The following is a 24,745-nucleotide window of genomic DNA, read 5'->3' as shown; positions in this document are numbered from 1 at the left end:
CGCATGTGGCACGCTTGGCCGCGTGGAACTGAAGCTGGAGCTCGTGTTGCTGCCGGTTGCCGATGTTGACCGGGCCAAGGCGTTCTACGCCGAGAAGTGCGGCTTCGCCGTGCACGTCGACCACCGGGCCGGCGACACCTTCCGGGTGGTGCAGATGGATCCGCCGGGCTCGGCCTGCTCGATCGCGTTCGGCGTCGGCATCACCGACGCCGAACCGGGCACGGTCAAGGGCCTGCACCTGGTCGTGAGTGACCTCGCCGCGGTACGGGAATCGTTGGCGGCCAAGGGATTGGCCGTCAGCGAGGTCCGGCACATGAAGGACGGCTGGCAGCCCGGCGTCGACCCGGAGCACACCGACTACAACTCGTTCGCCGACTTCGCCGACCCGGACGGCAACACGTGGGTGTTGCAGGAGAAGGGCTATCAGTCGTCCAGTGAGGCGTAGACGCCGTTCCAGAAGTCCAGGTACAGCGCGGAAGTCAGCGGAAACGCGGTCTGCTGGGTCATCAGCACGGCGGTGAGCTCCTCGGCCGGGTCGTTGTGCCAGGACGTGCCGAGTCCGCCGTCCCAGCCGTAGCGGCCGGGCGTGGCCCACAGCTGGTCACGTTTGGTGACGACCTGCACGCCGAAGCCCCAACCCCGGTACTCGCCGAAGAAACCGGGCCAGAAGCCGTCGGTGGCGTGCTGCTCGGCGGTGAGGTGGTCGGTGGTCATCAGCTCGACCGAAGGCCGGGACAGTATCCGGTCCCGGCCGTTCTTTCCGTTGCGCAGCAACATGGTCGCGAAGGCCAGGTAGTCGTCGGCGGTGGCGACCAGCCCGCCGCCGCCGGCCTCGAACGCCGGCGGCCGGCTCCACTGGCCGTCGACGGGATCGAAGACCTGGCCGCCCTCGCCGTAGCTCGTCCTGAGCCGGTGCAGGTTGTGCTCCGGCACGTGGAAACCGGTGTCGATCATGCCCAGCGGCTCGAACAGGTGCTCCCGCATGGCTTCGCCGAGCGTGCGCCCGGTGGCGCGGGCCAGCAGCACGCCCAGCACCTCCGAGCCCGCGTGGTACATCCACCGCTCCCCCGGCTGGCTGAGCAGCGGCAGCGTGCCGAACCGGCGCAGCCACTCGTCCGGCTCGGGCGGCTCGGCCGGGCGCGGCGGATGATCGCCGAGGCCCAGTTTCAGCTCCGCCGCGGCGGCCTGCACGGGATGGGTGCCGGGCGGGGCGAAGATGCCGCCCCAGCCGAGGCGAAACGTCAGCAGGTCCCGCACCGTGATGGGGCGGTCGGCTTTCACCGTGTCGTCGAGCGGGGCGTCGATCGACGTGAGCACGCGGCGGTCGGCCAGCTCGGGCAGCAGCTCGTCGACCGGGTCGTCCAGCCGTAACCGGCCCTGCTCCACCAGCACCATGGCCAGCGCCGCGGTGATCGGTTTGGTCATGGAGCTGACCCGGAAGACGGTGTCCCGCTGGACGTCCCCGATCACGTCAACGTGGGTCTCGCCGCGGCGGCTGATCACGCTGACCAGACCGGGGCAGGCACCGCCGTCGACATGCCGGCGGAGCGTGTCGTAGAGGCGGGCCAGGCCCCGGCTGGACAGGCTCATCGCGTGAAGACTCCGATCCAGCGCTGGTCGCGTTCCTCGACGGACACCGGGGTGACGCCGTCGACCGCGAACCCGTCGACCTGGCTTCGGGTCAGCGGCCACGGCGGGCCGTCCGCGATCGTGCCCTCGTCACGGGACACGGCGACCACGAACAGCGTGCCGCCGGGCGCGAGCAGGCTGCCGACCGCGGCGGTTGCCTTGTCCCGCACCGACTCCGGCAGGGCCTGCACGGTGAAGATCTCGACGATGAAGTCGAAGGCCCGCAACCACTCCGGCGGCAGGTTGAACAGGTCGGCGACCTGGAAGTCGATACCGGGATGCCGCTCGCGGGCCACCTCGATCGCCGTCTCGGAGACGTCGAACGCCGTGGTGTCGAACCCCTTGCCGCGCAGGAACTCCGCGTCGACGCCGAGCCCGCAGCCGACGACAAGACCCTTGCCCTTGCCGGTCTTGCCGTCGAGGTACTCGGCCAGGATCGGGTGCGGGTGCTGGCGGTTCCACGGCATCAGGACCTCGCCGCGCACGCCCTCGCCGTACAGGCGGTCGAACCATCCCGTCGGGTCGCCGACCGCGATCGACTGCGCGGCAAGGCGATCGGCACGCAGGTCCCAGTCGTCGGTGGCCATCTCGGCGATCGCGTCGATCACCGTGTCCCACGCGCGGGGCGGCAGCTCGTGCCCGACCTGTTTGAGCGTCAGCAGCTCCGCCCCCGGAATCGCCTTGGCCAGCGACTCGCCGTGCGCCGCGGTGAAGAGCGGGTCCTCGTCGTTCTGGATGACCAGCGTCGGCGCACCGATCTCGCCCAGCCGCGGGTACCAGTTGTCGATGCGCTCGGTCTTGAACACGTTGGTCGCGGCCTCGATGTTCTTGGCCCGGGCCCGATCGTGGCGGATGCGCTCCCGCGCCGCCGTCTCGTCGAACGGCACCGACTGCGCCGCGTGGGCGCGCCAGCCGGCCAGCGCCGCTTCGACCCCGTCGGTCGGCTTGTCCGCGTCGAAGAACGCCTTGATGCGGTCGGTCGGTTCGGGCAGGTCCGGCTCGCCGGAGCTGGTGGCCATCAGCGTCAGCGAGGCCACCCGGTCGGCGTGGCTGATGCCGAGGATCTGCGCCACCGCGCCGCCCATCGAGAAGCCGACCACGTGGGCCCGCCGCACCTCGAAGTGATCCAGCAGCGCCACCGCGTCGGCGGCCAGGTCGTGCAGCGTGTAGCCCGGTTCGCCCACCGGGTACGTCGTCGACTGGCCGGTGTCCCGCATGTCGTAGCGGATGACCAGCCCGGTCTTCTCGGCCAGGCGTTGGCAGAACTCGGGCCGCCAGAACTCCTTCGAGTCGGTCGCGCCGGACAGCAGCAACACCGCCGCCCGCCCCGGCTCCCCGAACGTGTCCGCCTCGATCTCGACGCCGTTGACATTGACGATCATGTGGTATCCCCCTTAGGCCGTCGACCCTACCGCGTGACCTGAACCACGGCCGGTCGAACAGACGTTCGATGTTGTGCTACAGTTATCCATGAGAGGGCGAGCCGTGAGGGGAAGTCACAGCTCGCCCTTTCGCCAACTCCGCGGACCTATGTCCGCGGACAGCACGAACCAGGTCGCTCGCGGTGCCCTGTGGGGGCCCGGCCCCCACACCCCACGCCGGGGCTCCGCCCCGGACCCCGGCAAGACTTGCGGCAGGATCTCCTCCGTGGACATCAACACCGGCAACCTTCGCGACCTGGCCCGCGTGATCGTGGAACACCTGCACGCCAACGGTTTTCCGGCCGAGGGCGGGGCCAACCGGCAGGTGCTGGCGCTGGCCGAGGAGTGCGGCGAGTTCGTCGGCGCCTATCGACGCTGGTCGGGACAGGCCCGCCGGAGCGGCACGGCCGAGGAGATGCGGGCCGAGCTGGCCGACGTGATCATCACGGCCTTCGCCACGGCCGAGGAGCTGGGCATCGACCTCGAGCAGGCCATCGACGAGAAGGCCAACATCGTGCTCACCCGCGGCTGGCGCGAAGCATCGCCGCGGTGACCTCCCACGGCTGCTCGGCGCGCCCCTCGCCCCAACGCCCACGGGGCGACGCCGACCATCCAGCCGTTGCCACCGTGCACCACCTCAGCCTCGCCGAGCTGTTCGACGGCACCGGCCGCGATTCGGAGCTGAATTCGCGCCTTTTCGTCACAGCCGGACGGCGAGAAAGTTGAATCGGCGACTACCGGAAGGGGAGGGTGACTCACCCCCAGCGGGGTCACCCTCCCCGGCTCGTTTCCCCATGCAGAAACGCTTTTCTCCCGATTCGCCGGTCAGTGTAACCCAGCACCGAGTGGGCGGCTACCGTCATTCGTCGGGGCATCCGCTTGCTGGGACGATGCCGAGTTGATCACCCCGATCGGGCGCTTCGGACGATTCCCGCGCGACCATTGTCGGGGGACGGTAATTCGCCAGGTTGGGCCGGATTTCCGGGCGGTCAGTACGCTGGTGTACCAGCTGTCTTGACCGGACATTTTCGTCACACTCGTGAATAAGGAACGGCGCGAGTCCTGCACCATCGCCGTCACCGGTCACCCGCACACGGCACGGATGAGCGGCCCGACGGAGATCCGGTCACGCCGTCGACTTGGCCCGGGCCCGGTGGGCCCGCAGGTTCTCCACGTTGCCGCAGGCCTTGGTGGAGTGCCACACCCCGCTGTTGTTACGAGAGCGGTCGAAGAATGCGACCTGGCACCGCGGATTGCGGCACACCTTGAGCCGCCGCCACGTGTCGGCCTGCTGCGCGGTGAGCATCTCGATCATCACCACCGACGACACCAGCTGAGCACCGGTCCCACGCGGTTCGATCACGACCCGGCCGTCCGTTTCCAGCCGCAACGCCGCCGAAGACAGCTCGAGCGCGGCCGAAGGGCGCTCCGGCGCACCCTCGCCCCCGGTCAGCACGTTCTTGATCTCCTCGCGCAGGCCGCGGATCTGCCCCAGATCACGTTCCGTCAGCGAAACCACGGGCTGCTCACGGCCGGTTTCCGCGGCCCAGGCCGTCAGCGCGCCGTCCAGCCACGGGCGGGCCTCGTCCAGCGAGCCCAACAGGTCGGCCGCCCGGGGCTTGCCGGCCGGGAGGGTGTTGAGCAGGTCGTGCACGAAGGCCAGGCCCGCCGGGGCGACCTCCATCCCGAACCGCCCGTTCGCCGGCCACATGCGCGCACCGCCTCTCGATGTAAGACCCATAACAGGGTACAGGTATTACATGCGGCAGCGGTGCCACCGCGGCGCCAGCCTCCGGCCGTGACGCCGATGGTCGACGAGGTGGTCAACCGCCACGTGGGCGACGGCGCACTGTCCGAATCGGACGCCCGGGCCCGGTTCCACCGGATTTCCCGGTCTACGAAGAGAATCGCTTCGATGTGTGGGCCGTGCGCGAGGACGGACACGTGACCAAGGTGTTGGTGGCCAGGCGTTCGGGGGAAGCAGGGCTTCCCCCGAACGCCGGCCGTCACGGATAGTCGGTCACGAAGACCGGCTGGCCGACCTTGGTCGTGTCGGCGGGGCCGCCGACGCCGTTGACCACGTGGTCGATGGTGCCGGCGCTGAGGTTGACCGTCATGATGTGGTGCAGCTGCACACCGGGCCGGTTCGGGGCCTCGAACCCGTTGGCGGTGTGGATGGCCGGGTTGTTCTGGTTGAACACGTACACCCCGGCGCCGTACAGGTGGTGCGTCTTGACCTTGTCGCCCACCTTGTACCCGCCGTAGCCCAACGTGCTGCCGTTCATCCAGTCGGCCTGCGTCGGCGGGTCGTAGGGCAGCTCGTTCTGGTACATGATCGTGGTGCCGTCGTTGCCGTTCCAGACCGTGTTGTAGGTCTGGAAGTGCTCGACGAACATGCCGGTCGCGGTCACGTGGTCACCGTTGATCACCGCGCCGAGCCGGCCGATGTTGGTGTTCCAGCGCTGGGTGTCGGTCAGGTTCTCCACGCCGTGGTCGGCCCGCCACACCCAGGTGTTGTCGATGATCACGTTGTCGCTGTTGACTTCCAGCGCGGTGTCGGCGCTGCCGACGTGCGGGCCGCCGACGCGGAAGTACACATCGGACAGTGTGGTCGGGTCGCCGGCCGAGCTGAAGCCGAAGCCGTGCTCACGGCCGACCCGCAGCAGCACCGGGGACTTCTGCGCGCCGGCGTCGAAGGTCACGCCGGCCACGATCACGCCGGGCACGCCGGCGATGTCCAGCGGAATCGCGCCGCGATCGGCGGTGAGGGTGGCATGCCCGAGGCCGAGGATCACGGTGTCGGGCCGGAACACGTGGATGCTCTGCGCGACGTTGTAGACGCCGGGCGTCAGGAGAAGGTTCTTGCCCAGCGCCAGTTCCGCGTTGATCAGCCACACCGGGTCGGACGGCTTGGCCACGAAGAAGTCGGACAGCGGCACGGTCCGCCCCGGCGTCATGCCGTTGGCCCAGGTGATGCCCTTGCTGTTGTGCTGAACCGACGGCACCCGCACGTTGTACCGGCCGTGCGAGTCCACGAACAGGTACGACTTCTCGCGGCTGGCCGGCGTGGTGTCGAGCGTGGTGTACGGCGGGTTGGGGAAGCCGGTCTCGGCCGGCGCGCCGACCACGCCGGAGAACACCTGGTTCCACACGCCGTTGGACCAGCCGGCGACCTCGCTGTTGCGGATCAGCCACTGCTGCTGCGAGCCGTTGACCACCGACGGCAGCTTGGAGTCGGCGATGAAGCCGCCGCTGGCGTACTGCGGGCCGGCGGTGCAGTAGTCCATCAGCGACAGGGTGTTGCCGGTGACGTTGACCCGGCGCACCGACGCGGCCTGCGACACGGCCCAGAAGTTGGCCGTGGCCCGGCAGCCGTCCTGGCCGGTGGCGTTGATGTTGAGCGAGAGATTGGACACCGTGCGCCAGAAGTTCACCAGCGCCAGGCAGTTGCTGGTGCCGCCGCCCTCGAGGCAGCGGTTGTAGGTCTCGATCTTGCCGTTGATCACGACGTCGGTCGGGGACGCGCCGAGGCCGGCGATCTCGGTGTAGTAGCCGACCTTGATCTGCAGCGGCTGGGTCGCGGTGCCGTAGGTGCCCGGCTTGAACAGGAACGCGAAGCGCTGCGTGCCCATCTCGTTGTCGACCTGCTGCGTGCTGGCCGCGTCCAGCGCCGCCTGGATCTGACCGACCGGCATCGACGGGTCGAACACCGTCACGTTCGGGCCGAGATCCTGGGCGCCGCCGGGGTGGTACTGCGGCGCGGCAGCCCCGGCCGCCGCAGCGGGCAGGGCCATGGCGGGCAGGGCCGCCACCAGCGCGATGCCGAGCACGAGCGCCCGGCCAAGTCTTCGGGCCATGGTCATCGAGTCGTCCTTGTCTCGGGGGCCAAGTTCGGCTTGGAAGGGGCCTTCCTCCACTCGGAGTGGAGGAAGGCCCCTTCCAAGCCTTGGACCTGATCCGGTGGGAGCGCTCTCTCGAACGGCCGGACGGGTCCGCATGTGGTGTTGTGATGGGAGGTTGGCTAGTTCTACCCCGTCGGTCGCCGTAACGCCACGGTCGCCGCGATTTACCGACCGGAAGGCCCCGCTGCGGCGTTCGAGTGACCACGCACCGCGATCGGGCGGTCACCGTTAGAGTTGGTCGATGCCCGTCACCGAGCTGCCGACCGTGCGCGTCGGGGACGTGGACATCGCCTACCGGGAAACCGGCTGCCGGGACGGGACGCCGGTGGTGTTGCTGCACGCCATGGCCAGTCGTGGAACCACCTGGCGGCGGTTGGCGGCGTGCCTGGCCGACCGCCGCGTGATCATGCCGGACCTGCGCGGCCACGGCCGGAGTTCCCGCGTGGCCGGCTATCCGCTGGCCGGATTCCGGGACGACATCGTCGGCCTGCTGGACGAACTGCGCCTAGGCCGGGTGGACCTGGTCGGTCATGCCCTCGGCGGCCGGGTGGCGGCGATGATCGCGCTGGAATCGCCGGCCCGGGTGCGGCGGCTGGTCCTCGAGGACACCGCCCCGCCGCCGCACGAACCGGATCCGCCGATCACACCGACGTTCTGGTGGCGGACGTTCGACCGGACCATGGCGCCGTCGGTGATCACGCAGATCCGCACGCCGGACCCGTACTGGTGGTCACGGCTGCCGGCCGTCGTCGCGCCGACGCTGCTCGTGCACGGCGGACCCGGCAGTCACGTGCGCCTGGACCACATCACCGAGATGACCCGGCGGCTGCCGCACGGCCGGCTGGTGGCGATCGCGGCCGGGCACCGCGTGCACAGCCGGTGCCCGAACCAGTTCCGCGATGTGGTGGTGCCGTTTCTTCAGAGCCGCGATACCTGGTAGTGCCGAATCTTCTCACCGTCGAGCAGAATGCTCAGCTGCACGCTCACGGTGTCCCGATCGGTGAAGGTGAAATCGACGTGCAGGTAGCCTAGAACCAGGTTCTCGCTCAGCCGGCGCGTTTCCTGGATCTCGTAGTTCGCCTTCATACCGATCGGCTGGGAATGATAGTACTCGGCGACACCCTTGGGGCCGATCGTGTAAGGATGCAGGCCCTGAAAAATGGCATCCTCGGTGAAGTTCTCGGCCACGCGCTCGGGTTCGTGCGAGTCGACCGCGTCCTTCCACCGGTTCAGCACCGTGGTCAGGAGCTGCTCTTCTGCGTTCATGCTCAGTGCCCCGCGCTCTGGCCGCCGTCGACGTGCAGGATCTCGCCGGTGACGAACCGGTTGTGCTCCAAGAAGAGAATGGCGTCGACAACTTCGTCGATCTCGCCCAGCCTACCGACGGGGTGCAAGCCGGCCAGGTAGTCGTACGTTTCCGGGGCGTGCATCGGGGTGCGGATGATGCCCAGCGCCACACTGTTGACCCGCACGTTGCGGGCCGCGTATTCAATGGCCAACGCCTTGGTCACGGCGTTGAGGCCGCCCTTGGTCAGCGAGGCCAGGGCCGACGGCACGGCCGCGAGGGCGTGATCGACCAACGTGGTCGACACCGTGACGACGTGTCCGCCGCCCTGCTCGACCATCGCCGCCACCGCGCCGCGGGAGACGTCGAAGAATGCGCGCAGGTTGATGCCGGTGACCGCGTCGTAGTCCTCGGCGGTGTACTCGGTGAACGGCTTGGCCACGAATATGCCGGCATTGTTCACCAGCGTGTCGATCCGACCGAACCGGGCCAGCGCCTGCTCGACGACCTCGACGCCCCGACCGGCTTCCGAAAGGTCGGCGCGAATCGCCAGCACCTCGGGATCGTCCGATTCCGGCATGCTCCGGGAAACGGCGACGACGCGGTGGCCGAGCTTGCGATAGGCGGTGACCAGACCCGCGCCGATGCCCTGCGAAGCACCGGTGACAACAGCGACCTTGCTCATGTGAATCTCGCTTTCCGAGCGGTTCCTCCCTGACTAGTTCGATGGTGCTCCAACAAGATTCCGGTTACCACGACCACTTTTCTAGGCTGTGCTAGCCGCAACCTCCCAGGCCGCTCACTTCGCGCCAACTTCGCGTGGCCAAGGAGCGGCCGATGCCCGGTCGACGATGATGGCGGCATGTCCGACGATCACGTGGCGATCCAGAACCTGATCGCCCGCTACGCCCTCCTGGTCGACACCGGCGACTTCGCCGGCGTCGGCGACCTGTTCGCCGACGCCACCTTCGTCGGGGCGGCCGAGTTCACCGGCCGCGAGGCCGTCACCGGCATGCTCGAGCGCTCCGTCATCCGCTACGCGGACGGCACGCCCGGTACCCAGCACGCCACCACCAACCTGATCATCGAGGTCGACCGGGACACCGCGACCACGCAGGCGTACGTGACGATTTTCCAGGCCCTGCCGGACTTTCCGCTGCAATGCGTCGCCGCCGGCCGCTACCGCGACCGCTTCGCGCGGGCCGACGGCCGGTGGCGGTTCGCGCGGCGGGAGGTGAGCATCCACCTCCGTGGGGACTTGAGCCGGCACCTACAGTCCTGACATGCCCGAGTTCATCCGCGAGGACCTCAGCGGCTCCCGGTTCGAGCGTGTCCGGCTGATCGGGGCCGAATTCCGTGCCGTGAACCTGACCGACGTGCGGATCCGCGGCGCGCTGGTCAAGGACGCCACCCTGCACGGCCTGGAACTGTGCAATGTGGACATCACCGGCGAGCTGGTCGGCGTCACCGTGAACGGGGTCGACATCGGCCCGCTGGTCGAGGCCGAACTGGACCGCCGGTACCCCGATCGGGCGAAGATGCGGCCGACCGACCCGGCCGGTTTCCGCCTCGCCTGGGACACCGTCGAACGGCTGTGGGACGGCACCGTGCAACGGGCCCGCAGCGTCGACCCCGCGCTGCTCCACGAGTCGGTCGACGGCGAGTGGTCGTTCATCGAAACGTTGCGGCACTTGGTGTTCGCCACCGAGTGCTGGATATACCGCGGCATTCTCGGCCAGCCGGCGCCGTGGCACGAGCTTTCCCTGCCATGGGACGAGATGCCGGACACCCCGGGCGTGCCCCGTGACCGCGCCGTGCGGCCGTCGCTGGACGAGGTGCTGGAGCTGCGGCGGGACCGGATGGCCACGGTGCGCGAGCTGGTCGACGACCTGACCGAGGAGTTCCTGGCCGGCGACACCGAGCCGGTCGACGGTGTCGGCTGGCCGCCGGCCGGGCGCAGCTTCCCGGTGCGGGAGTGCCTGCTGACCGTGCTCAACGAGGAGTGGGAGCACCGGCTGTACGCCGAACGGGATCTGACCGCCTTGAATTCCGGCAGCGGATCGTCCGGAACTGGTCCTACGGTGTCGGCATGACCGAGACCGCGCATTTCGAGGACGTCCTGTTCGACGGCGTGGAAGCCGAGCCGCCGGTGGACGGCGACGAGCTGGCCACGCTGGTCGGCACCCTCGAACGCAACCGCAGGACGCTGGCCTGGAAGTGCGCCGACCTGGACGCCACGGCCCTGTCGACCCGTGTCGGCACGTCGGCGATCACGCTCGGCGGGCTGCTGCGGCACCTGACCCGCTGCGAGGCGTCGACCTTCGTGTGGAAGCTCAACGGCGGCCCGGCCCCCACCCCCGCGGAATGGGCCTCCGACTGGGAATGGGGTCCGGACAGCGACGTCGAGCAGACCTGGACGGACTGGCGCGCCGCCGTCTCGCGCTCGCGGCAACTCGTCGCCGAGGCGCTGGCCGACGGCGGCCTGGACCGGGCCAAGGGGCACGAATTCCCCGGCTGGGGCACGCCGAGCCTGCGCCGGCTGCTCACCGACATGATCGAGGAGTACGCCCGGCACACCGGGCACGCCGACCTGATCCGCGAGACGATCGACGGGCGCGTCGGGGAGGACGCCCCGTGATGGAGTTCCGCTTCAGCGGCGAGATCTGGCACTGGCGCGGGCCGTCGCCGTTCTACTTCGTGACCATGCCCGAGGAGCAGTGCCGGGAGCTGCACGAGGTGTCGGCCGCGGTGTCGTACGGCTGGGGGTGCGTGCCCGCGACCGTCACCCTCGGCGACACGACCTGGCAGACGTCGTTGTTTCCCAAGGACGGCCGGTACATCGTGCCGCTGAAGGCCAAGGTGCGGCGGGCCGAGGAGGTCGACGAGGGCATGGTCGTCGACCTTTCCCTTGCGGTGAACGCGGTGCCGGCCTAGAACACTGTCGCGGCCCAGTCCCGGAAGGTGGTGGGACTGGCCGTTTCCGGCGTGCGGCGCTCGGCGTTGTCCATGCCGGCCCGCTTGGCGATCATCATGTCGTAGAAGCCGTGGATCATGGCCTCGGACAAGCCGCTGAGCCCGGCCCGGAAGGCGTCCGGCGGGACCATCTCGTAGCGGACGGGCCGGCCGAGGACCTCGGCCAGGATGGCCGCCTTGTCGTTGCCGGACAGGTCTTCCGGGCCGAGCACGGCCTGGCTGCCCTGACCGGTCCACGTGTCGTCGAGCAGCAGCCGGGCGGCCGCGGCGGCGAAGTCCGCGGTGCACGCGGTCGGGTGCTTGGCATCGGGGTCCAGCGGGTCGCGCAACACACCTTCGTCGACAATGGCGGCTTTCTGGCGCAGGACATTGTCCATGAAGGACGGTAGCGCCAGCGCCCGGAAACGCGTGCCGGCGCCGGCCAGCAGGTCGTCCATCCGCAACGACGCCGTGACGAGGCCGGCCCTGTCGGCCCACGGCGTGCCGCGACCGAGGGCCGACACGCTGACCACGCGCTGAACTCCCTGGGCGGCAAGGGCTTTCACGGCCGGGCGGGTGAAGTCGAGGTAGGCGGCGTCGAGGCTCTCGGCCCGCACGTTCGGCGGGACGAGCCAGAACACCGCGTCCGCGCCGGCGAACGCCTTGTCGACGACATCGGGGTCGGCGTGCGTGCCGGGGATGACGTCGATCCGGTCCCTGATCTCGTCGGGCAGGCGGGCCGGGTCGCGGACGATCACCCGGACCAAGCTGTCGTGGTCGAGCAGGGTGCGGACGAGCTTGCTGCCGATGGCGCCGGTCGGTGTGGTCACAACGATCATGTCCTGAAGTCAAGCGGGGTTCTCGGGTAAACGGAATGACCAATCCGGTTGCCATTGATACCGTGGGGATATGAGTGACCTGGAGGTGCGGCAGCTCCGCTACTTCGTCGCCGTCGCCGAGGAGCTGCATTTCGGGCGGGCGGCCGAGCGGTTGGGCATGGCCCAGCCGCCGCTGTCCCGGGCGATCCGGGAGCTGGAGCGGCAGCTGGGCGTGCAGCTGCTGGTACGGACCACCCGGCAGGTGTCGCTCACGCGTGCCGGCGAAGTGCTGCTCCGTGACGGCCGGGCCGCCCTGGACGCCGTCGCTGCCGCCGGCCGGCGTACGCAGGAGGCCGGGCGGGCGGAACCGGGGCTCCGACTGGCGTTGAAGGCCGACTACGACGCCGGGCTGCTGCCGCAGATCCTGGCCCGGTACGAGCAGGATCCGGCCGCCATGCCGGTGTCCGTGCATCTCGGCGGGCGCGACGAGCAGGCCCCCGCATTGCGGGACGGCCGCGTCGACGTCGCGCTCATCCCGGCCCCATTCGACGACCGGGACCTGGACTTCGAGCCCATCGCCACCGAGCCCTGCCTGGTGGCATTGTCCGTGATGGATCCGTTGGCAGCACGGGAAACCCTGTGCCTGGCCGACCTGGCCGACCGTCCGGGTCCGAGCGACGTCGCGGCCGGGCGGCAGCTGGACCTGGCCCAGATCTTCAGCCTCGTCGAACTGGGCCGCGTCGTCTGGTATCCGCCGCAATCGGTTGCGCGCCGCCATTCCCGCCCCGGCATCGTCTACCGGCCCGTCGTCGACCTCACGCCGCTCACCCTCACCGTCGCGTGGCCGCGCGACGCCCGCTCCCCGGCCGTCGCGGCCTTCGTGCGCGCGGCGGTCGCCGTGGCCGAAACCCAAGCCGTACGGGCAGGCTAGGCTCGCCGGCATGGACGTCGACGATCTGGCCGCAGCGTTGCAGGACAGCGTGAGTCTGCTCGCGCGGCGGCTGCGCCAGGCGTCCACGTCCGGTGAGCTGACGCTGCCCGAGCGGTCCGCACTGTCGCGTTTGGACCGTGGCGGGCCGACGACCTCGGCGGAGCTGGCCCGGTCGGAGCAGATCACGCCGCAGGCCATGGCCATCACGCTCGGCGGGCTGGAACAGCGGGGCCTGGTCGAGCGGCGCAACGACCCGCACGACGGCCGTCGGATCATCATGTCGGTCAGCGACTCCGGCCGGGAAGTGTTGCGCCGCAGGCGCGCCGACCACGCCCGCCACCTCGCCGCCGCCCTCGGCTCCGGCTTCTCCCCCGAGGAATTGGCCTTGCTGGCCTCGGTCGTGCCGCTGATCGAACGGATCGCCGAGGGGATCTAGGGCGTCAGTACGATCTTGCCGAGGTTGGCCCTGGTCTCCATGATCCGATGCGCCTCGGCCGCCTGCTCCAACGGCAGCGTGGCGTGGATCGCCGGCTTGAGCGCGCCCTGGTGGTGGAGGTCCCACAGCTCCTGACGATGCCTTGTGTAGACCTCGGGACGTTTCGCGGCGAGGTGCGCCATGGCGAAGCCGATGATGCTGCGGCCGTGGAAGCGCAGCTCGTTGACGTCGACCTTCTCCCCGGCCGCGTTGAACGACACCAGCCGTCCGAACGGGGCAAGTTGTTGCAGCGCAGCGTTTTGCGCCTCGCCGCCGGCACCGTCGAGTACGACGTCGACCGGCGCCTCAGTGGTCTGGTCGTAACGGATGACCTCGTCCGCGCCAATGCCGTGTAGGAAGTCGGCCTTGCTCGTGTCGCTGACCGCCGCGACGACCCGGCTCGCGCCGAACGCCTTGGCCAGCTGGATCGCCAGGTGGCCGACCGCCCCGGCGGCTGCGGTGATCAGCACGCTCTCGCCCGGCTGCATCGCCGACGCCCGCAGCGTGCCGAGCGCGACCTGGCCGCCTCGGACCAGTGACACCGCCGCCGCGTCGTCGACGCCGTCCGGCACCGGCGCGAGGAACGGGGCCGCGACGCGGGTGAACTCGGCGTAGGCCCCCGTGAAAGCCAGGCCGGCGACCCGTTGTCCCAGGTCAAACCCCGTGACACCGGACCCGATTGCGGCGACGCGCCCGACGACCTCACCGCCCGGGACGTGCGGCAGCTCGGCGCTTTCCGACCGGCTGAGACGCACGATCGGCAGGCTCACGCCGATCGCGTCCACCTCGACCAACACCTCGCCCTCAGCCGGCTCCGGTCGCGCCGTCCGGTCGAGCTCCAGCACCTCGGGCCCGCCGTGCCTGCGGAAAACGATGCTTTTCACGCCCACCCCCTGACTTCAACACTGTTGAACTTCAACGCCGTTGAAGTGTGCGGCATACTGGTCCGCGTCGTCAACCGTGTTAGGAGGGCTCCGGTGCGGCTGAATCGCGAGCAGGTGCTGACCGCCGCGCTCGACCTGCTCGACGAGGTCGGGTTGGACCAGCTGACCATGCGCCGGCTGAGCACCGCGCTCGGCGTGCAGAACGGGGCCACGTATTGGCATTTCCGCAGCAAGAGCGCCCTGCTCGAGGCCATGGCCGACGAGCTGTTGGCCGGCGTCGCCGCCGTGCCGGCCGGCCCGTGGGACGTCCGCGTCACCGACCTCGCCCGACGTCTGCGACGGGCGTTGCTCAGTCGCCGCGACGGCGCTCGGGTCTATTCCGCCGTCTTCTTCCCGCTACCCAACGCTTTGGCCTACGGCGACGCGATGATCGGCGCACTGCTGGAGGCCGGCCTGTCGCCCCGTGATGCCGCCTGGACGGCCGACACCGTCACGTATCACGTTGTGGCCCATACGATCGAGCACCAGCTCGCGTCGGCCGGCGAGGGCCCCGAACGGCTGACCGCCGCCGTCTCGCCGTACCCGAATCTCGCGGCGGCCATCGAGTTCGTGCCGGCGCCGCATCCCGACGAGCACTTCGAACACGGCCTACGTCTGATCGTCACGGGCATTCGCGCCGAAACGCCCACACCCGCCGGACCGGATCGCTAGCCTTCCGGCCATGAGCCTGGCTCGCCGGTCGGCGTGCGTCGTGACGATCGCCGCCGGCCTGCCCTACCTGGTGCTGAAGGCGATCTGGCTGGCCGGCGTCCCGGTCGGGGCCAGCACGCCGGCCGGTGCGGCGGAACTGCTGGACACCCGGCACCTGCTGGGCGACCTGATCACCGCCGGCATGGAGGTGGTGGCGGTCGTCCTCGCCCTCGCGCTGTGCATGCGTTGGGGGCAGCGGATTCCGGCATTGTTGATCGCCGGCCCGATCTGGCTCGGCGTCGGACTGCTGGCGCCGATCGCCCTGGGCGTACCGGTCGGTCTGGCCGTGCAGGCGGTGACCGGCGGCTCGCCCGCGCCGGCCGACAACGGCTTGCAGGGCTGGGTCTACGCCTGCGTCGACGGCGGCTTTGTCTTGCAGGGCTTGGCCTTGCTCGTCGGCTTCGTCGGCTACGCCGAGGAGCGCTGGCCGGGCGTGCTGAGTCCACAACGGACTTCGGTGGCCCGTCCGACCGTCGTTGCCGCCACGGCCGCCGGTGTCTACGCCGTCGCGATGATCCTCTGGTCCGTCGGCGGCCGGGCCTGGGGCGGCCCCGCCGGCTTCGACACCGTCACCCAGCGAACCTTCTTGGTGGCCACGGGAATCCTGGTGCTGGCCGGCGCGATCGCCGCCGTCGCCCCGACCCGCAACCGGGTGCTGATCTTCCTCGGCGCCGGCGTCGCCGTGACCTCGGGGCCGTCCGGTCTGGCGCTGAGCAATCACGGCGAGATCAGTCCGCCGTACGCCGTCGTGTCGCTGATCGCCGTCCTCGCCGGCCTCGTGCTCGCCGCGACCTGCGGGCCGGCCCCGATCGGCCGGCCCGGCGACGGTCCTACTGGAAGTCCGCGAACTCGACGACCTGCCGCACCTCGACCTCGATCTCGGTGAACAGCGCGGCGTACTCCCGCGCGTAGGCCACGGCCTGCTCACGGTCGTCCGCGTTGATCAGCGCGAAGCCGCCGATGACCTCCTTGGCCTCGGCGAACGGCCCGTCGGTCGTGCCGATGGCCCCCGCGCTCGTCTTGCGCACCAGCGCGCCCTTGGCCGACGGGTGCACTCCCTCGGCGGTGATGAGGATGCCGCGCGCCGTCCAGTCCTGGATCATCGCGCCCATCTTCTCGATGAACTCCTGGCTGGGGTTCCAGGCCTCGGGCAGGCTCTCGTCCATCCGGTGCATCATGAGGAACCGCATCGTGGTGCTCCCTGTTGTCGTCCTTGCCTTGTCACGAACGCGTCGAACGGCCCCGCCCCCGATCGACACGTTTCCGCAAGCAAATCGAACGGGTCCGCCCCACCACCGGATCTCAGCAGAAGAACCGCCGCTGTGCTGGCAAAACGGTCAGCTCGCGTCGAGCAGCCGGGCCAGCTCGGCCGGCCGGGTGATCATGGGCCAGTGCCCGGAGTCGATGTCCACCAGCTCCAGGTGCCTGGCCGCGGACAGCTCGGGGATCTCGCCGGCGTCGATCCACTTCTGGGCCTGCGCGGGGCTGAACTCGGGGCAGATCACGGTGACCGGCACGTCGAAGCGGCGCTCGTCGGTGTAGCGGACGATGCCACTGGCCACACCGGCCGGGACGGGAATGGCCTCGGCGGCCATCCGCTGCCGGGTGGGTTCGTCGAGGTCGACGGCATCAGGCCCCTCGAACGGCGCCCAGCCGGGGAAGGCCATCACGCCGTCGCGGATCTCGCAGACCTCGGCGTACGGCTGGCCGCCGGTGGTCGGGAAGCCGCCGATGAGCACGACCTTGGCGATGCGCCCGGGCCGGGCGTCGGCGGCCAGCCAAGCCAGCGTGCAGGCGGCGGAATGCCCTACCACCATGGGCTTTTCCGTGGCGGCGTCCACTGCGGACAATACGGCGGCGAGCTGGTCGGCGAGGGTGGCGACGGTGTTGCCGTCGCCCTGGCCGGGCAGGGCGACGGGCACGGCCGGGTGGTCGAGGTGGGCGACGACGTCGTCCCAGACGGTCGACCCGTCGAGCCACAGACCGGCGGTGAGCAAGATGTCCATGCGCGGCACCGTAGGACCAATTCCGGACGTTCTACTGCCGGTTCCCCTAGCCTGCTGGTGTGAGCACGGATATCAGCCCCACCGCACGGGCCCTGCGGACCCTGGAGATCCTCCAGAATCGCCCCGGCACCACGGCCGACGAGCTGGCCATGCGGCTGGGCGTGACCGAGCGGGCGGCACGGCGCTACGTCAGCATCCTGCGCGAGGCCGGCATCCCGGTGGAGTCGACGCGGGGCCCGCACGGCGGCTACCGGCTCGGCCGCGGCCTCAAGCTGCCGCCGATCGTCTTCACCCAGGCCGAGGCATTGGTGCTGGTCATGGCCGTGCTCGACGGGCCGCCGGGCGACGACATGCTCGGCGGCGCGCTGGGCAAGGTCATCCGGGCGCTGCCGGAGGGCATCAGCCGACAGGCGGCCGCGCTGCGTGATCACGCCTCGGCCGCGCCGGATCGAAGCGCCGCAAGGCCGGACCCGGCCACCACGAGTGCCCTGGTCGCGGCCGTCGCGGCAAGCCGGCGAGTGGAGGTCACGTACCGGAGCGAGGCCGGGAACGAGTGGCACACCGAGGTCGATCCGTGGGCAGTGGTCGTCCGGCATGGACGTTGGTACCTGCTCTGCCACTCGCATCGGGCCGACGCCGTGCGGACGTACCGGATCGACCGGATCCGGGAGCTGGTGCCGACCGAGCAGTCGTTCGTGCCGCCGGCCGACCTGGATCCGGTCGCGTCGTTGGAGGAGAACCTCGGCTCGGGCTGGCAGTACGAGACGCGGGTCCGGTTCGACCGGCCGGTGGCGCAGGTCGCGCCGTGGATCGGCGGCCCGATGGGCCGGCTGGAGCCGCTCGACGACGGCTGCGTGCTCATCGGCAGCACCAGCAATCCGACCATGTACGCCCAGGAATGGCTGGCCACCGTGTCGATCCCGTTCCGGGTGGAAGGCGGCCCGGAGCTCCGGGCGGCCATGGAAACGCTGGTCGCCCGCCTGACCGCCGCGCTGTTGCCGTGATAGGTCGAAGGCCTGGGCATCGCGCCGTAAGACCCATAACCGCTTGACGTCTTACGCCCGACCTACAGGCCGGTGGTTGGATGGGTGCGTGAGTGGATTCGCGATCGTGGGCACGGGCTGGCGGGCCGAGTTCTTCTGGCGGCTGGCGGCGGAGCTGGGCGACCTGGACTGCGTCGGCGTGGTGTCCCGGAGCAAGAGCGACCTGCCGGTGCCGGTATTCCGCACGCTGGACGAGTGTTTGGCGGCCAAGCCGGACTTCGTGGTGACCGCCACGCCGTGGGCGGTGACGCCGTCGGTGGTGGCGGAGCTGGCGGACGCCGGCGTGCCGGTGCTGGCCGAGACGCCGCCGGCCCCGGACCTGGACGGGCTGCGGGCGTTGTGGGCCCGTGTCGGGTCGACCGGCCTGGTGCAGGTGGCCGAGCAGTACACCCGGATGCCGTCGCATGCCGCGCGGGTTGCCTTGGTACACAAGGGAGTGCTGGGCGAGCCGACGCGGGTGGACGTGTCGTCGACGCACCAGTACCACGCCGTGTCGCTGATGCGGACCCTGCTGGGCATCGGTCGGGGGCGGGCCGATGTGCGGGCCGTGCGGACCATCGCCCGGCTGACCGATCCCCTCACCCGGGACGGCTGGGCCGAGCCGGCCGAGGTCAAGGACGCCGCGACCGTGATCGCCACCGTCGAATTCGACGGCGGCGGCCTCGGCCTGTACGACTTCACCGACAACCAGTGGCACAACCAGCTGCTGATGCGCCGAATCCTGGTCCGCGGCACGCTGGGTGAGTTGCGGGACAACGAGGTCGTGCGGCTGGTCGGCCCGAAGACCATTGTGCGCAGCGAGATCGTGCGCCGGCAGACCGGCTACGACCTCGACCTGGACGGTTACGACACCGACCACATCACCTTCGGCGACGAGGTCCTGTACCGCAATCCGTACCAGGGCAAGCGGTGGAACGACGAGGAGATCGCCATCGCCACCCTGGTGCAGGACATGGGCCGCTGGGTCCGCGACGAGGGGCCGGCGCCCTATCCCCTGGCCGACGGCCTCCAGGACCATCGCATCGCCCTGGCCATCGACGAGGCCGCCAACAGCGGGCTCACCGCCCGGGTGGACGACGAACCCTGGCACTGAGTGGATTGTGGATCGGGCCACCGGCTGGCATCGTGCCACGGTGGCCCTACTCCTCGGTGACAAGAACACCTTCGCGGCCGAAGTCGGCGATCCCGACGGGCCGGACCTGCGCCGCGTCGACCTGTGGGTCGCCGGCCAGTGGCTCACCTGTGACGACAACACGGTCTACGTGCCGCAGTTCCGCTTGTCGGTCGCCGGCACCCTGGACGGCCTGAACGACTCGGAACACCACGCCCTCAGCTGGGGTCCGACCACCGACAACGTGCAGTCGTACCTCTACCGCAACGGCGACAACACCGCCATCACCGCGCAGTTCTGGCGGGAGGACCACCTCCGTGCGCATCCCGAGCACGCCGGGGTGGTCTTCACCGCCGAGATCCCGACCGACGAGCTGATCGACATCCTGGAGCGCCTGGTCACGGCCCTTCAGTAGACCGCCCGCAGGATCTCCAGCACCTCGGACTCCGACGGCAGCCTCGGGCTGTTCTTGGTCACGGCGTCGGCAACGGCCGCGGAAGCCATGGCGGACAACAACTCCGGTGTGGCACCAAGATCGCGTAGCGGACGTTTGACGTCGACGACAGCGCAGAGGAACTGGACGGAGTCGATGGCGGCGTCGGCGTCGGGGGTGACCTGCATGGCCCGGGCGGCCTCGGCGTAGGCGTCGGCGGCCTCGACGAGACTGAACCGCATGACCTCCTCGAACACCGTGGCAAGGGCGACGCCGTGGGGCGTGCCGGTGTGGGCGGTGAGGGCATGCCCGATGCCGTGCACGAGGCCGAGTCCGGAGATGGTCAGCGCCCGGCCGGCCAGGTGGGCGCCGAGCATGAGCTGCGAACGGGCCTCCAGGTCGGAGCCGTCACGGTAGGCGACGGGCAGCCAGCGGCTGACCAAGGTGACGGCCTGAGCGGCGTAAGCCCGGGAGAAAGCGTTGGCGCCACGGGAAGACAGGGATTCGACGCCGTGGACCAGTGCGTCGATTCCCGTGGCGGCGGTGACCTTGGCCGGCAGGCCGACAGTCAGCTCCGGATCCAGCACGGCGATCCGGGGTTGCACCGACGAGTGTCCGATGTAGACCTTGCGCCGGGCATGGGTGTCCTCGATGACGCCGAAGCCGTTGGTCTCCGCCCCGGTGCCCGACGTCGTGGGGATGGCGATCAGCGGCAGCCCGGGCTCGGCGTCCCACAGTGTGTCGGCGTCGGCCGCGGTCGACGAAGCGTTGCCGACCAGGAGGGAGATGCCCTTGGCGGCGTCCAGCGGCGAGCCGCCGCCAAGGGCGATGATCACCGCGGTGCCGAAGTCGCGGGCGCGGGCCGCGCCCCGGTCGATCTCCACAGTGGACGGATTGGGGCTGATGTCGTCGTGCACAGCGGTTTCCACGCCGGCTGCGTCGAGGATCTTCACGACCCGGTCGACGATGCCGGCCGCGCGAAGACCACGGTCGGTGACGACAAAAGCGCGGGTGAACCCCAGCGTGTCGACGAACTCGGGCAGTCGCTGGACAACGCCCGGCCCGAACTCGACGCGGGCGGTGGGCTCGATGCTCAGACCGCCGGCACCAGACACGGCTCGCCTCCCTCGGTCAGCCGGAACTGCTTGCCGGCCAGGGTTTCGTACAGCCGGACGGGGCTCATCTCGCCGGCCAGGTCGCCGTACTGGGCTCGTGCCCGGCGGAAGATCTGCTCGACCAGCGCGGACAGCTCGGAGGAAACGCCGAGATCCCGACCGAGGTCGACGGCGAGCCCGAGATCCTTGCACGCCAAGGCCATCGCGAACGAGTCGTCGTAGTCGCCGTCGTTGAGCACGGACAGCACGTCGCTCTCCAGGAAGTTCGACGCGGCCGGGCTGGCCAGCAGCGCGTCCCGCAGCACGCCCAGGTCGACGCCGGCCTTCACGCCCATGGCCAGCACCTCTGACGTGGCGACCAGGTGGCAGAACCAGAGCAGGTTGATCATCAGCTTCACGGTGTAGCCGGCGCCGAGGCCGCCGACGTGCAGCACCTTCGACGGGTCGCCCATGACGTGGAACAGCGGCAGCGCTCGGGCGAAGTCCTCGGCGTCGCCGCCGACGAAGATCTGCAACAGGCCGGCCTCGGCCCCGCGGGCCATGCCGCTGACCGGGGCGTCCAGCCGGCGGATGCCGACGTGCTCGGCGGCGGCCGGGGTGGACGTGGACATGTCGACCCACAGCGCGCCCCCGGGCAGCGCGGCAGCGGCGCCGGCCCGCAGCATCACGTCCTCGACGACCCGCGGCGTCGGCACCATCGTGATGAAAACCTCTGCCGCGGCGGCACATTCGGCCGGGGTGGCGGCCCACGCCGCCCCCAGCGCGAGGTGTTCCTCGGCGGCCTTCTCCCGCACATCGTGCACGGTGACCTGATGGCCGGCCATGATCAGGTGCCGCGCCATGTGTCGCCCCATGTTGCCCAGGCCGACAAAGCCAATTCTCATCTGCTGCCCCTCAGGTCAGGTCGATCCAGGTGGTCTTCACGGCGGTGTAGGCGTCCAGCGCGTGCAGGGACTTGTCCCGGCCCGCGCCGGTCGCCTTGAAGCCGCCGAACGGGGTGATCACGTCGCTGGCGTCGAAGGTGTTGACCCACACCGTGCCGGCGCGCAACCGCTTGGCGATCCGGTGCGCGACACCGATGTCCCGGGTCCACACCGACGCGGCCAGGCCGAAGTCGGTGTCGTTGGCCAGCCGCACGCCCTCGTCGGCGTCCCCGTCGAAGCCGATCACGGCCAGCACCGGGCCGAAGATCTCCTCACGGGCGACGGTGTCCTGATTGGACACATCGGCCAGCACGGTCGGCGCCATGTAGTTGCCGTCCAACACATCCCCGCCGACCACGACCCTGGCGCCCTGCGCGACCCCGGTGCGCACGTAGCCGAGAACCTTGGCCAGCTGGGCGGAGTCGACGATCGGCCCCATCACGGTGTCCGGGTCGAGCGGATCGCCGACCTTGAACGTCGCGTTCGTGACCTTGACGATCTCGTCGATCAGCTTGTCCCGCACGGAGTTGTGCACGATCACGCGGGAGCCGGCGTTGCAGGTCTGGCCCGCGTTGTAGAAGATGCCCCAGGCGATCGCCGCCGCCGCGGCGGCGAGGTCCGCGTCCGGCAGCACGAGCTGCGGCGACTTGCCGCCGGCCTCCACCGCGACCTGCTTGCCGTTGGACTCCCCCGCGTACACCTGGAACAGCCGGGCCACCTCGGCCGAGCCGGTGAACGCGATCTTGTCGACGTCCGGGTGGCGGCCGAGCGCCTGCCCGGCCACCTCGCCGAGGCCCGGCACCACGTTCAGCACACCGTCGGGCAGGCCGGCCTCGGAAGCCAAGCGGGACAACACAAGCGCGGCCAGCGACGTCTGCTCGGCCGGCTTGAGCACCACCGAGTTGCCGGTGGCGATGGCCGGCGCGAGCTTCCAGGACGCGATCAGCAGCGCGTAGTTCCACGGCACCACGGCGCCGATCACGCCCAGCGGCTCGCGGGTGATCAACGCGAGCGCGTCGCCCGGCGTCGGCGCCACCTCGTCGTACGTCTTGTCGATCGTCTCGGCGTACCAGGCAATCGTCTCCGCCGCCTTGGTCACGTCCACCCGGATGGCTTCGCCGATGGGCTTGCCCATCTCCAGCGTGTCCAGCAGCGCCAGCTCCTCGGCGTTCTCCATGATCAGCTCGGCCCAGCGCAGCATGATCCGCTTGCGCTCCTTGGGTGGGAGCTCGCGCCACACCCCGCTGTCGAACGCCGCCCGCGCCGCGCGCACGGCCTCGTCGACATCGTCCTTGCCACCGGCGGAAACCCGCGCGATCACGCTCCCGTCACGCGGCGAGACGCTGTCGAAGGTCAGCCCCGACCGGGCGTCGACGAACCGGCCGCCGATGTGCGGGCGGGTCTCCGGCTCGATCTTCGCCGCCGCGATCAGCCAGTACTCGTGGTTCATCCGATCCTCCACCGCCGCACGGCGTCCTCGTCCAGCTCGATGCCCAGTCCGGGAGTCTGCGGCACTTCCAGCTCGCCCGCACGGTTGACCATGACCGGCTCGGCCAGCATGAAGTCGCGGCGCCGCGGGGTCCAGCCCGGCGGGTCGAACGGGAATTCGAAGTACGGGCCGCCGCCGACGCCCGCGGCCACGTGCAGGTTGGCCAGCACGCCGATGCCGTTGGTCCAGCTGTGCGGGGTGAACTGGCGGTGCTTGAGCTGGGCCAGCTCGGCCAGCGTGCGGGCCCGGTGCATGCCGATCGCCAGCACCACGTCCATCTGGTAGATGTCCAGCACGTCGTGTTCGAGGTAGCGCAGCAGCTCGGGCAGCGAGTGCTGCATCTCGCCGGCCGCGATGCGCACGCCCGGATTCTCCGCCCTCAGCGTCTTGAAACCGTCGAGATCGTTGTACGGCAACGGTTCCTCGACCCAGAACACGTCGTACTCGGCCAGCCGGCGGACCAGCCTGCGGGTGGTGGCGAGGTCGGACGCGGCCGCCGTGTCGCCGGCCATCCGCCAGGACTGGTTGAGGTCGACCATGATCTCGAAGCCGCTGCCCAGCGCTTCCCGCACCGCCGCGACCGCCCGGACGCCGTCATCGGCCCGGTCGCGGTCGATGCGGATCTTCATCGCCCGGAAGCCGAGTTCCTTGGCGTGCAAGGCGGTCTGCACGCGCTCGGCCGGCGGCTTGAGCTCGGCCGAGGACGCGTAGGCCGGCACCGACCGCTGGGCGTTGCCCAGCAGCGTGGCCACCGGCAGGCCCGCGACCTTGCCGATGATGTCCCAGAGCGCCACCTCCAGCGGCCAGTAGTAGCCGCCGTGGAAGTTGGCCGTCTCGATCGCCTTGACGTGACGGACGATGTCCAGCGGGTCCTGGCCGAGGAAGAGGTCCTTGAACGCGGCGAAGCCGTCCATGGTGTCGCCCGAGCCGATGCCGGTGACGCCCTCGTCGGTGTGAACCCGGACGATCGTGGCGTCGAACGTGGTGCGCGGCTCCGGGTCCCAGGCCGCGCGCAGCGGTGGGTCCAGCTCAAGGCGCAGCCGCTCCAGCGTGATGTCGGTGATCTTCATCCGCGGTCCCCAGGTGTGTAGAACGGGTTGTACGCGCCTTGTTCGGCCGCCTTCAGCACGTCGTCGACGGTCGGCGTGCCCTCGACGGCCGCCTTGACCGCGTTGAACGCCGCGTCCCGCTGGTTGCGGTACGACTCGTCCAGGTCCTGTACCGCCGGGTTCACCCACACCGCCGCGATGATCAGCAGCTCGTCCGGGTTCTCGAGGAGTCGCCGCGCCACCGCGTCGGCCACGCCCTGGGCCAGGCCCGCCTGCGCCGAACCCCAGATCGCCCGCTCGTGCAGCTCCCCCGCCGGCGCCGCCTTGCTGACGAACAACGTGAACGGCTTGACCGGGACCGAGGGCCGCAGCACCGTCACGAACGGCACGTGCCCCGCGCTCGGTGTCGCCAGCGCCGTCGCCCACGCCGTGGCGACCGGTCCGTCCAAGCTGCCGAGCACGATGTTCGTGTGCGCCGCATTCGCCCCGTCGCCGACGAATGATTCGCCGATGAGAATCATGAATCCGA

Annotated in this window: 29 protein-coding genes; 14 read left to right on the top strand and 15 right to left on the bottom strand. The window is 70.2% G+C overall.

The window, feature by feature from the left end:
* Positions 1-22: 22 nt before the first annotated feature.
* Positions 23-445 (top strand): VOC family protein, encoded by a 423-nt coding sequence (locus M3Q35_RS00930; RefSeq protein ID WP_273939641.1) that lies wholly within the window; start codon positions 23-25, stop codon positions 443-445.
* Here M3Q35_RS00930 and M3Q35_RS00925 read toward each other — a convergent pair.
* A complete protein-coding gene (locus tag M3Q35_RS00925) occupies positions 424-1,590 on the bottom strand; it encodes a serine hydrolase domain-containing protein (RefSeq protein ID WP_273939640.1) in 1,167 nt (388 codons plus the stop codon). The genes M3Q35_RS00930 and M3Q35_RS00925 overlap by 22 nt on opposite strands.
* Positions 1,587-3,011 (bottom strand): alpha/beta fold hydrolase, encoded by a 1,425-nt coding sequence (locus M3Q35_RS00920; protein WP_273939639.1) that lies wholly within the window; start codon positions 3,009-3,011, stop codon positions 1,587-1,589. The genes M3Q35_RS00925 and M3Q35_RS00920 overlap by 4 nt, the downstream gene beginning before the upstream one ends.
* A 265-nt stretch (positions 3,012-3,276) precedes the next feature.
* Here M3Q35_RS00920 and M3Q35_RS00915 point away from each other — a divergent pair, with 265 nt between their 5' ends.
* The gene (locus tag M3Q35_RS00915; RefSeq protein ID WP_273939637.1) at positions 3,277-3,603 is read left to right on the top strand and encodes a MazG-like family protein; all 327 of its coding nucleotides are present in this window, start codon (positions 3,277-3,279) and stop codon (positions 3,601-3,603) included.
* Between the two features lie 573 nt (positions 3,604-4,176).
* Here the strand turns inward: M3Q35_RS00915 and M3Q35_RS00910 are convergent.
* Entirely contained in the window at positions 4,177-4,761 is a 585-nt protein-coding gene (locus M3Q35_RS00910; RefSeq protein ID WP_273939636.1) for a CGNR zinc finger domain-containing protein, read from the bottom strand.
* A 295-nt stretch (positions 4,762-5,056) separates the two neighbouring features.
* Positions 5,057-6,913: a hypothetical protein gene (locus M3Q35_RS00905; protein WP_273939635.1), complete on the bottom strand. Its 1,857-nt coding sequence runs from the start codon at positions 6,911-6,913 to the stop codon at positions 5,057-5,059.
* A 280-nt stretch (positions 6,914-7,193) separates the two neighbouring features.
* Between M3Q35_RS00905 and M3Q35_RS00900 the strand changes: the two genes are divergently transcribed.
* Positions 7,194-7,892 (top strand): alpha/beta fold hydrolase, encoded by a 699-nt coding sequence (locus tag M3Q35_RS00900; RefSeq protein WP_273939634.1) that lies wholly within the window; start codon positions 7,194-7,196, stop codon positions 7,890-7,892.
* Here the strand turns inward: M3Q35_RS00900 and M3Q35_RS00895 are convergent.
* Positions 7,871-8,218 (bottom strand): nuclear transport factor 2 family protein, encoded by a 348-nt coding sequence (locus M3Q35_RS00895; protein ID WP_273939633.1) that lies wholly within the window; start codon positions 8,216-8,218, stop codon positions 7,871-7,873. The two genes, M3Q35_RS00900 and M3Q35_RS00895, sit on opposite strands and share 22 nt — an antisense overlap.
* A gap of 2 nt (positions 8,219-8,220) precedes the next feature.
* Positions 8,221-8,922 carry an SDR family NAD(P)-dependent oxidoreductase gene (locus M3Q35_RS00890; RefSeq protein ID WP_273939632.1) on the bottom strand — a complete coding sequence of 234 codons (702 nt, stop codon included), beginning with the start codon at positions 8,920-8,922 and terminating at the stop codon, positions 8,221-8,223.
* Positions 8,923-9,099: 177 nt separating this feature from the next.
* On the opposite strand from M3Q35_RS00890, the gene M3Q35_RS00885 reads away from it, so the two are divergent.
* The 4 genes from M3Q35_RS00885 to M3Q35_RS00870 are packed head-to-tail and all read left to right on the top strand — an operon-like array spanning position 9,100 to position 11,171.
* The gene (locus M3Q35_RS00885; protein WP_273939631.1) at positions 9,100-9,519 is read left to right on the top strand and encodes a nuclear transport factor 2 family protein; all 420 of its coding nucleotides are present in this window, start codon (positions 9,100-9,102) and stop codon (positions 9,517-9,519) included.
* A gap of 1 nt (position 9,520) precedes the next feature.
* The gene (locus tag M3Q35_RS00880; protein WP_273939630.1) at positions 9,521-10,330 is read left to right on the top strand and encodes a DinB family protein; all 810 of its coding nucleotides are present in this window, start codon (positions 9,521-9,523) and stop codon (positions 10,328-10,330) included.
* On the top strand, positions 10,327-10,875 hold the full coding sequence (locus M3Q35_RS00875; protein WP_273939629.1) for a DinB family protein: 549 nt from the start codon (positions 10,327-10,329) through the stop codon (positions 10,873-10,875). The genes M3Q35_RS00880 and M3Q35_RS00875 overlap by 4 nt, the downstream gene beginning before the upstream one ends.
* Complete coding sequence (locus M3Q35_RS00870) at positions 10,875-11,171, top strand: DUF1905 domain-containing protein (protein ID WP_273944214.1); 297 nt, start codon at positions 10,875-10,877, stop codon at positions 11,169-11,171. The genes M3Q35_RS00875 and M3Q35_RS00870 overlap by 1 nt, the downstream gene beginning before the upstream one ends.
* Here M3Q35_RS00870 and M3Q35_RS00865 read toward each other — a convergent pair.
* The gene (locus M3Q35_RS00865; RefSeq protein ID WP_273939628.1) at positions 11,168-12,028 is read right to left on the bottom strand and encodes an NAD(P)H-binding protein; all 861 of its coding nucleotides are present in this window, start codon (positions 12,026-12,028) and stop codon (positions 11,168-11,170) included. The genes M3Q35_RS00870 and M3Q35_RS00865 overlap by 4 nt on opposite strands.
* Before the next feature lie 70 nt (positions 12,029-12,098).
* On the opposite strand from M3Q35_RS00865, the gene M3Q35_RS00860 reads away from it, so the two are divergent.
* Both M3Q35_RS00860 and M3Q35_RS00855 read left to right on the top strand, forming a co-directional pair.
* Positions 12,099-12,938 carry a LysR family transcriptional regulator gene (locus M3Q35_RS00860; RefSeq protein ID WP_273939627.1) on the top strand — a complete coding sequence of 280 codons (840 nt, stop codon included), beginning with the start codon at positions 12,099-12,101 and terminating at the stop codon, positions 12,936-12,938.
* A 10-nt stretch (positions 12,939-12,948) separates the two neighbouring features.
* Positions 12,949-13,374 (top strand): MarR family winged helix-turn-helix transcriptional regulator, encoded by a 426-nt coding sequence (locus M3Q35_RS00855; protein ID WP_273939626.1) that lies wholly within the window; start codon positions 12,949-12,951, stop codon positions 13,372-13,374.
* Here the strand turns inward: M3Q35_RS00855 and M3Q35_RS00850 are convergent.
* Complete coding sequence (locus tag M3Q35_RS00850; RefSeq protein WP_273939625.1) at positions 13,371-14,297, bottom strand: quinone oxidoreductase family protein; 927 nt, start codon at positions 14,295-14,297, stop codon at positions 13,371-13,373. The two genes, M3Q35_RS00855 and M3Q35_RS00850, sit on opposite strands and share 4 nt — an antisense overlap.
* A gap of 93 nt (positions 14,298-14,390) precedes the next feature.
* Here M3Q35_RS00850 and M3Q35_RS00845 point away from each other — a divergent pair, with 93 nt between their 5' ends.
* Both M3Q35_RS00845 and M3Q35_RS00840 read left to right on the top strand, forming a co-directional pair.
* Positions 14,391-15,008 (top strand): TetR/AcrR family transcriptional regulator C-terminal domain-containing protein, encoded by a 618-nt coding sequence (locus M3Q35_RS00845; RefSeq protein WP_273939624.1) that lies wholly within the window; start codon positions 14,391-14,393, stop codon positions 15,006-15,008.
* Between the two features lie 10 nt (positions 15,009-15,018).
* Positions 15,019-15,933 (top strand): hypothetical protein, encoded by a 915-nt coding sequence (locus tag M3Q35_RS00840; RefSeq protein ID WP_273939623.1) that lies wholly within the window; start codon positions 15,019-15,021, stop codon positions 15,931-15,933.
* On the opposite strand, the gene M3Q35_RS00835 is transcribed toward M3Q35_RS00840, so the two are convergent.
* Both M3Q35_RS00835 and M3Q35_RS00830 read right to left on the bottom strand, forming a co-directional pair.
* Complete coding sequence (locus tag M3Q35_RS00835; protein ID WP_273939621.1) at positions 15,878-16,237, bottom strand: YciI family protein; 360 nt, start codon at positions 16,235-16,237, stop codon at positions 15,878-15,880. The genes M3Q35_RS00840 and M3Q35_RS00835 overlap by 56 nt on opposite strands.
* Positions 16,238-16,384: 147 nt before the next feature.
* Positions 16,385-17,053 carry an alpha/beta fold hydrolase gene (locus M3Q35_RS00830; protein ID WP_273939620.1) on the bottom strand — a complete coding sequence of 223 codons (669 nt, stop codon included), beginning with the start codon at positions 17,051-17,053 and terminating at the stop codon, positions 16,385-16,387.
* A gap of 59 nt (positions 17,054-17,112) precedes the next feature.
* Here M3Q35_RS00830 and M3Q35_RS00825 point away from each other — a divergent pair, with 59 nt between their 5' ends.
* The 3 genes from M3Q35_RS00825 to M3Q35_RS00815 all read left to right on the top strand — a co-directional run bounded on the left by M3Q35_RS00825 (position 17,113) and on the right by M3Q35_RS00815 (position 19,622).
* A complete protein-coding gene (locus M3Q35_RS00825) occupies positions 17,113-18,057 on the top strand; it encodes a helix-turn-helix transcriptional regulator (RefSeq protein ID WP_273939619.1) in 945 nt (314 codons plus the stop codon).
* 88 nt (positions 18,058-18,145) lie between these two features.
* A complete protein-coding gene (locus M3Q35_RS00820) occupies positions 18,146-19,189 on the top strand; it encodes a Gfo/Idh/MocA family protein (protein ID WP_273939618.1) in 1,044 nt (347 codons plus the stop codon).
* 40 nt (positions 19,190-19,229) lie between these two features.
* Positions 19,230-19,622 carry a hypothetical protein gene (locus tag M3Q35_RS00815; protein ID WP_273939617.1) on the top strand — a complete coding sequence of 131 codons (393 nt, stop codon included), beginning with the start codon at positions 19,230-19,232 and terminating at the stop codon, positions 19,620-19,622.
* Here M3Q35_RS00815 and M3Q35_RS00810 read toward each other — a convergent pair.
* From M3Q35_RS00810 to fae, 5 genes are read right to left on the bottom strand one after another with little or no spacing between them, the layout of a single operon-like run.
* On the bottom strand, positions 19,616-20,755 hold the full coding sequence (locus M3Q35_RS00810; protein WP_273939616.1) for an iron-containing alcohol dehydrogenase family protein: 1,140 nt from the start codon (positions 20,753-20,755) through the stop codon (positions 19,616-19,618). The genes M3Q35_RS00815 and M3Q35_RS00810 overlap by 7 nt on opposite strands.
* Positions 20,734-21,639, bottom strand: coding sequence for an NAD(P)-dependent oxidoreductase (locus M3Q35_RS00805; protein WP_273939615.1), 906 nt, complete (start codon positions 21,637-21,639; stop codon positions 20,734-20,736). Before M3Q35_RS00805 ends, M3Q35_RS00810 begins: the two co-directional genes overlap by 22 nt.
* Positions 21,640-21,649: 10 nt before the next feature.
* Positions 21,650-23,128, bottom strand: coding sequence for an aldehyde dehydrogenase (locus M3Q35_RS00800; RefSeq protein WP_273939614.1), 1,479 nt, complete (start codon positions 23,126-23,128; stop codon positions 21,650-21,652).
* Positions 23,125-24,237 carry a mandelate racemase/muconate lactonizing enzyme family protein gene (locus tag M3Q35_RS00795; RefSeq protein WP_273939613.1) on the bottom strand — a complete coding sequence of 371 codons (1,113 nt, stop codon included), beginning with the start codon at positions 24,235-24,237 and terminating at the stop codon, positions 23,125-23,127. The genes M3Q35_RS00800 and M3Q35_RS00795 overlap by 4 nt, the downstream gene beginning before the upstream one ends.
* A complete protein-coding gene (fae, locus tag M3Q35_RS00790; RefSeq protein ID WP_273939612.1) occupies positions 24,234-24,737 on the bottom strand; it encodes a formaldehyde-activating enzyme in 504 nt (167 codons plus the stop codon). The genes M3Q35_RS00795 and fae overlap by 4 nt, the downstream gene beginning before the upstream one ends.
* Positions 24,738-24,745 lie beyond the last annotated feature (8 nt).

The sequence above is a fragment of the Kutzneria chonburiensis genome, assembly GCF_028622115.1.
Lineage (GTDB): Bacteria > Actinomycetota > Actinomycetes > Mycobacteriales > Pseudonocardiaceae > Kutzneria > Kutzneria chonburiensis.
This window is presented reverse-complemented; position numbering and strand designations above follow the sequence as displayed.

Bases quoted from the DNA above. Each gene is read 5' to 3' on its own strand.
- M3Q35_RS00925 (WP_273939640.1), bottom strand. From the start codon at position 1,590: ATGAGCCTGTCCAGCCGGGGCCTGGCCCGCCTCTACGACACGCTCCGC.
- M3Q35_RS00920 (WP_273939639.1), bottom strand. From the start codon at position 3,011: ATGATCGTCAATGTCAACGGCGTCGAGATCGAGGCGGACACGTTCGGG.
- M3Q35_RS00910 (WP_273939636.1), bottom strand. From the start codon at position 4,761: ATGTGGCCGGCGAACGGGCGGTTCGGGATGGAGGTCGCCCCGGCGGGC.
- M3Q35_RS00905 (WP_273939635.1), bottom strand. From the start codon at position 6,913: ATGACCATGGCCCGAAGACTTGGCCGGGCGCTCGTGCTCGGCATCGCG.
- M3Q35_RS00900 (WP_273939634.1), top strand. From the start codon at position 7,194: ATGCCCGTCACCGAGCTGCCGACCGTGCGCGTCGGGGACGTGGACATC.
- M3Q35_RS00895 (WP_273939633.1), bottom strand. From the start codon at position 8,218: ATGAACGCAGAAGAGCAGCTCCTGACCACGGTGCTGAACCGGTGGAAG.
- M3Q35_RS00890 (WP_273939632.1), bottom strand. From the start codon at position 8,922: ATGAGCAAGGTCGCTGTTGTCACCGGTGCTTCGCAGGGCATCGGCGCG.
- M3Q35_RS00885 (WP_273939631.1), top strand. From the start codon at position 9,100: ATGTCCGACGATCACGTGGCGATCCAGAACCTGATCGCCCGCTACGCC.
- M3Q35_RS00880 (WP_273939630.1), top strand. From the start codon at position 9,521: ATGCCCGAGTTCATCCGCGAGGACCTCAGCGGCTCCCGGTTCGAGCGT.
- M3Q35_RS00875 (WP_273939629.1), top strand. From the start codon at position 10,327: ATGACCGAGACCGCGCATTTCGAGGACGTCCTGTTCGACGGCGTGGAA.
- M3Q35_RS00870 (WP_273944214.1), top strand. From the start codon at position 10,875: ATGGAGTTCCGCTTCAGCGGCGAGATCTGGCACTGGCGCGGGCCGTCG.
- M3Q35_RS00865 (WP_273939628.1), bottom strand. From the start codon at position 12,028: ATGATCGTTGTGACCACACCGACCGGCGCCATCGGCAGCAAGCTCGTC.
- M3Q35_RS00860 (WP_273939627.1), top strand. From the start codon at position 12,099: ATGAGTGACCTGGAGGTGCGGCAGCTCCGCTACTTCGTCGCCGTCGCC.
- M3Q35_RS00855 (WP_273939626.1), top strand. From the start codon at position 12,949: ATGGACGTCGACGATCTGGCCGCAGCGTTGCAGGACAGCGTGAGTCTG.
- M3Q35_RS00840 (WP_273939623.1), top strand. From the start codon at position 15,019: ATGAGCCTGGCTCGCCGGTCGGCGTGCGTCGTGACGATCGCCGCCGGC.
- M3Q35_RS00835 (WP_273939621.1), bottom strand. From the start codon at position 16,237: ATGCGGTTCCTCATGATGCACCGGATGGACGAGAGCCTGCCCGAGGCC.
- M3Q35_RS00830 (WP_273939620.1), bottom strand. From the start codon at position 17,053: ATGGACATCTTGCTCACCGCCGGTCTGTGGCTCGACGGGTCGACCGTC.
- M3Q35_RS00805 (WP_273939615.1), bottom strand. From the start codon at position 21,639: ATGAGAATTGGCTTTGTCGGCCTGGGCAACATGGGGCGACACATGGCG.
- M3Q35_RS00800 (WP_273939614.1), bottom strand. From the start codon at position 23,128: ATGAACCACGAGTACTGGCTGATCGCGGCGGCGAAGATCGAGCCGGAG.
- M3Q35_RS00795 (WP_273939613.1), bottom strand. From the start codon at position 24,237: ATGAAGATCACCGACATCACGCTGGAGCGGCTGCGCCTTGAGCTGGAC.
- fae (WP_273939612.1), bottom strand. From the start codon at position 24,737: ATGATTCTCATCGGCGAATCATTCGTCGGCGACGGGGCGAATGCGGCG.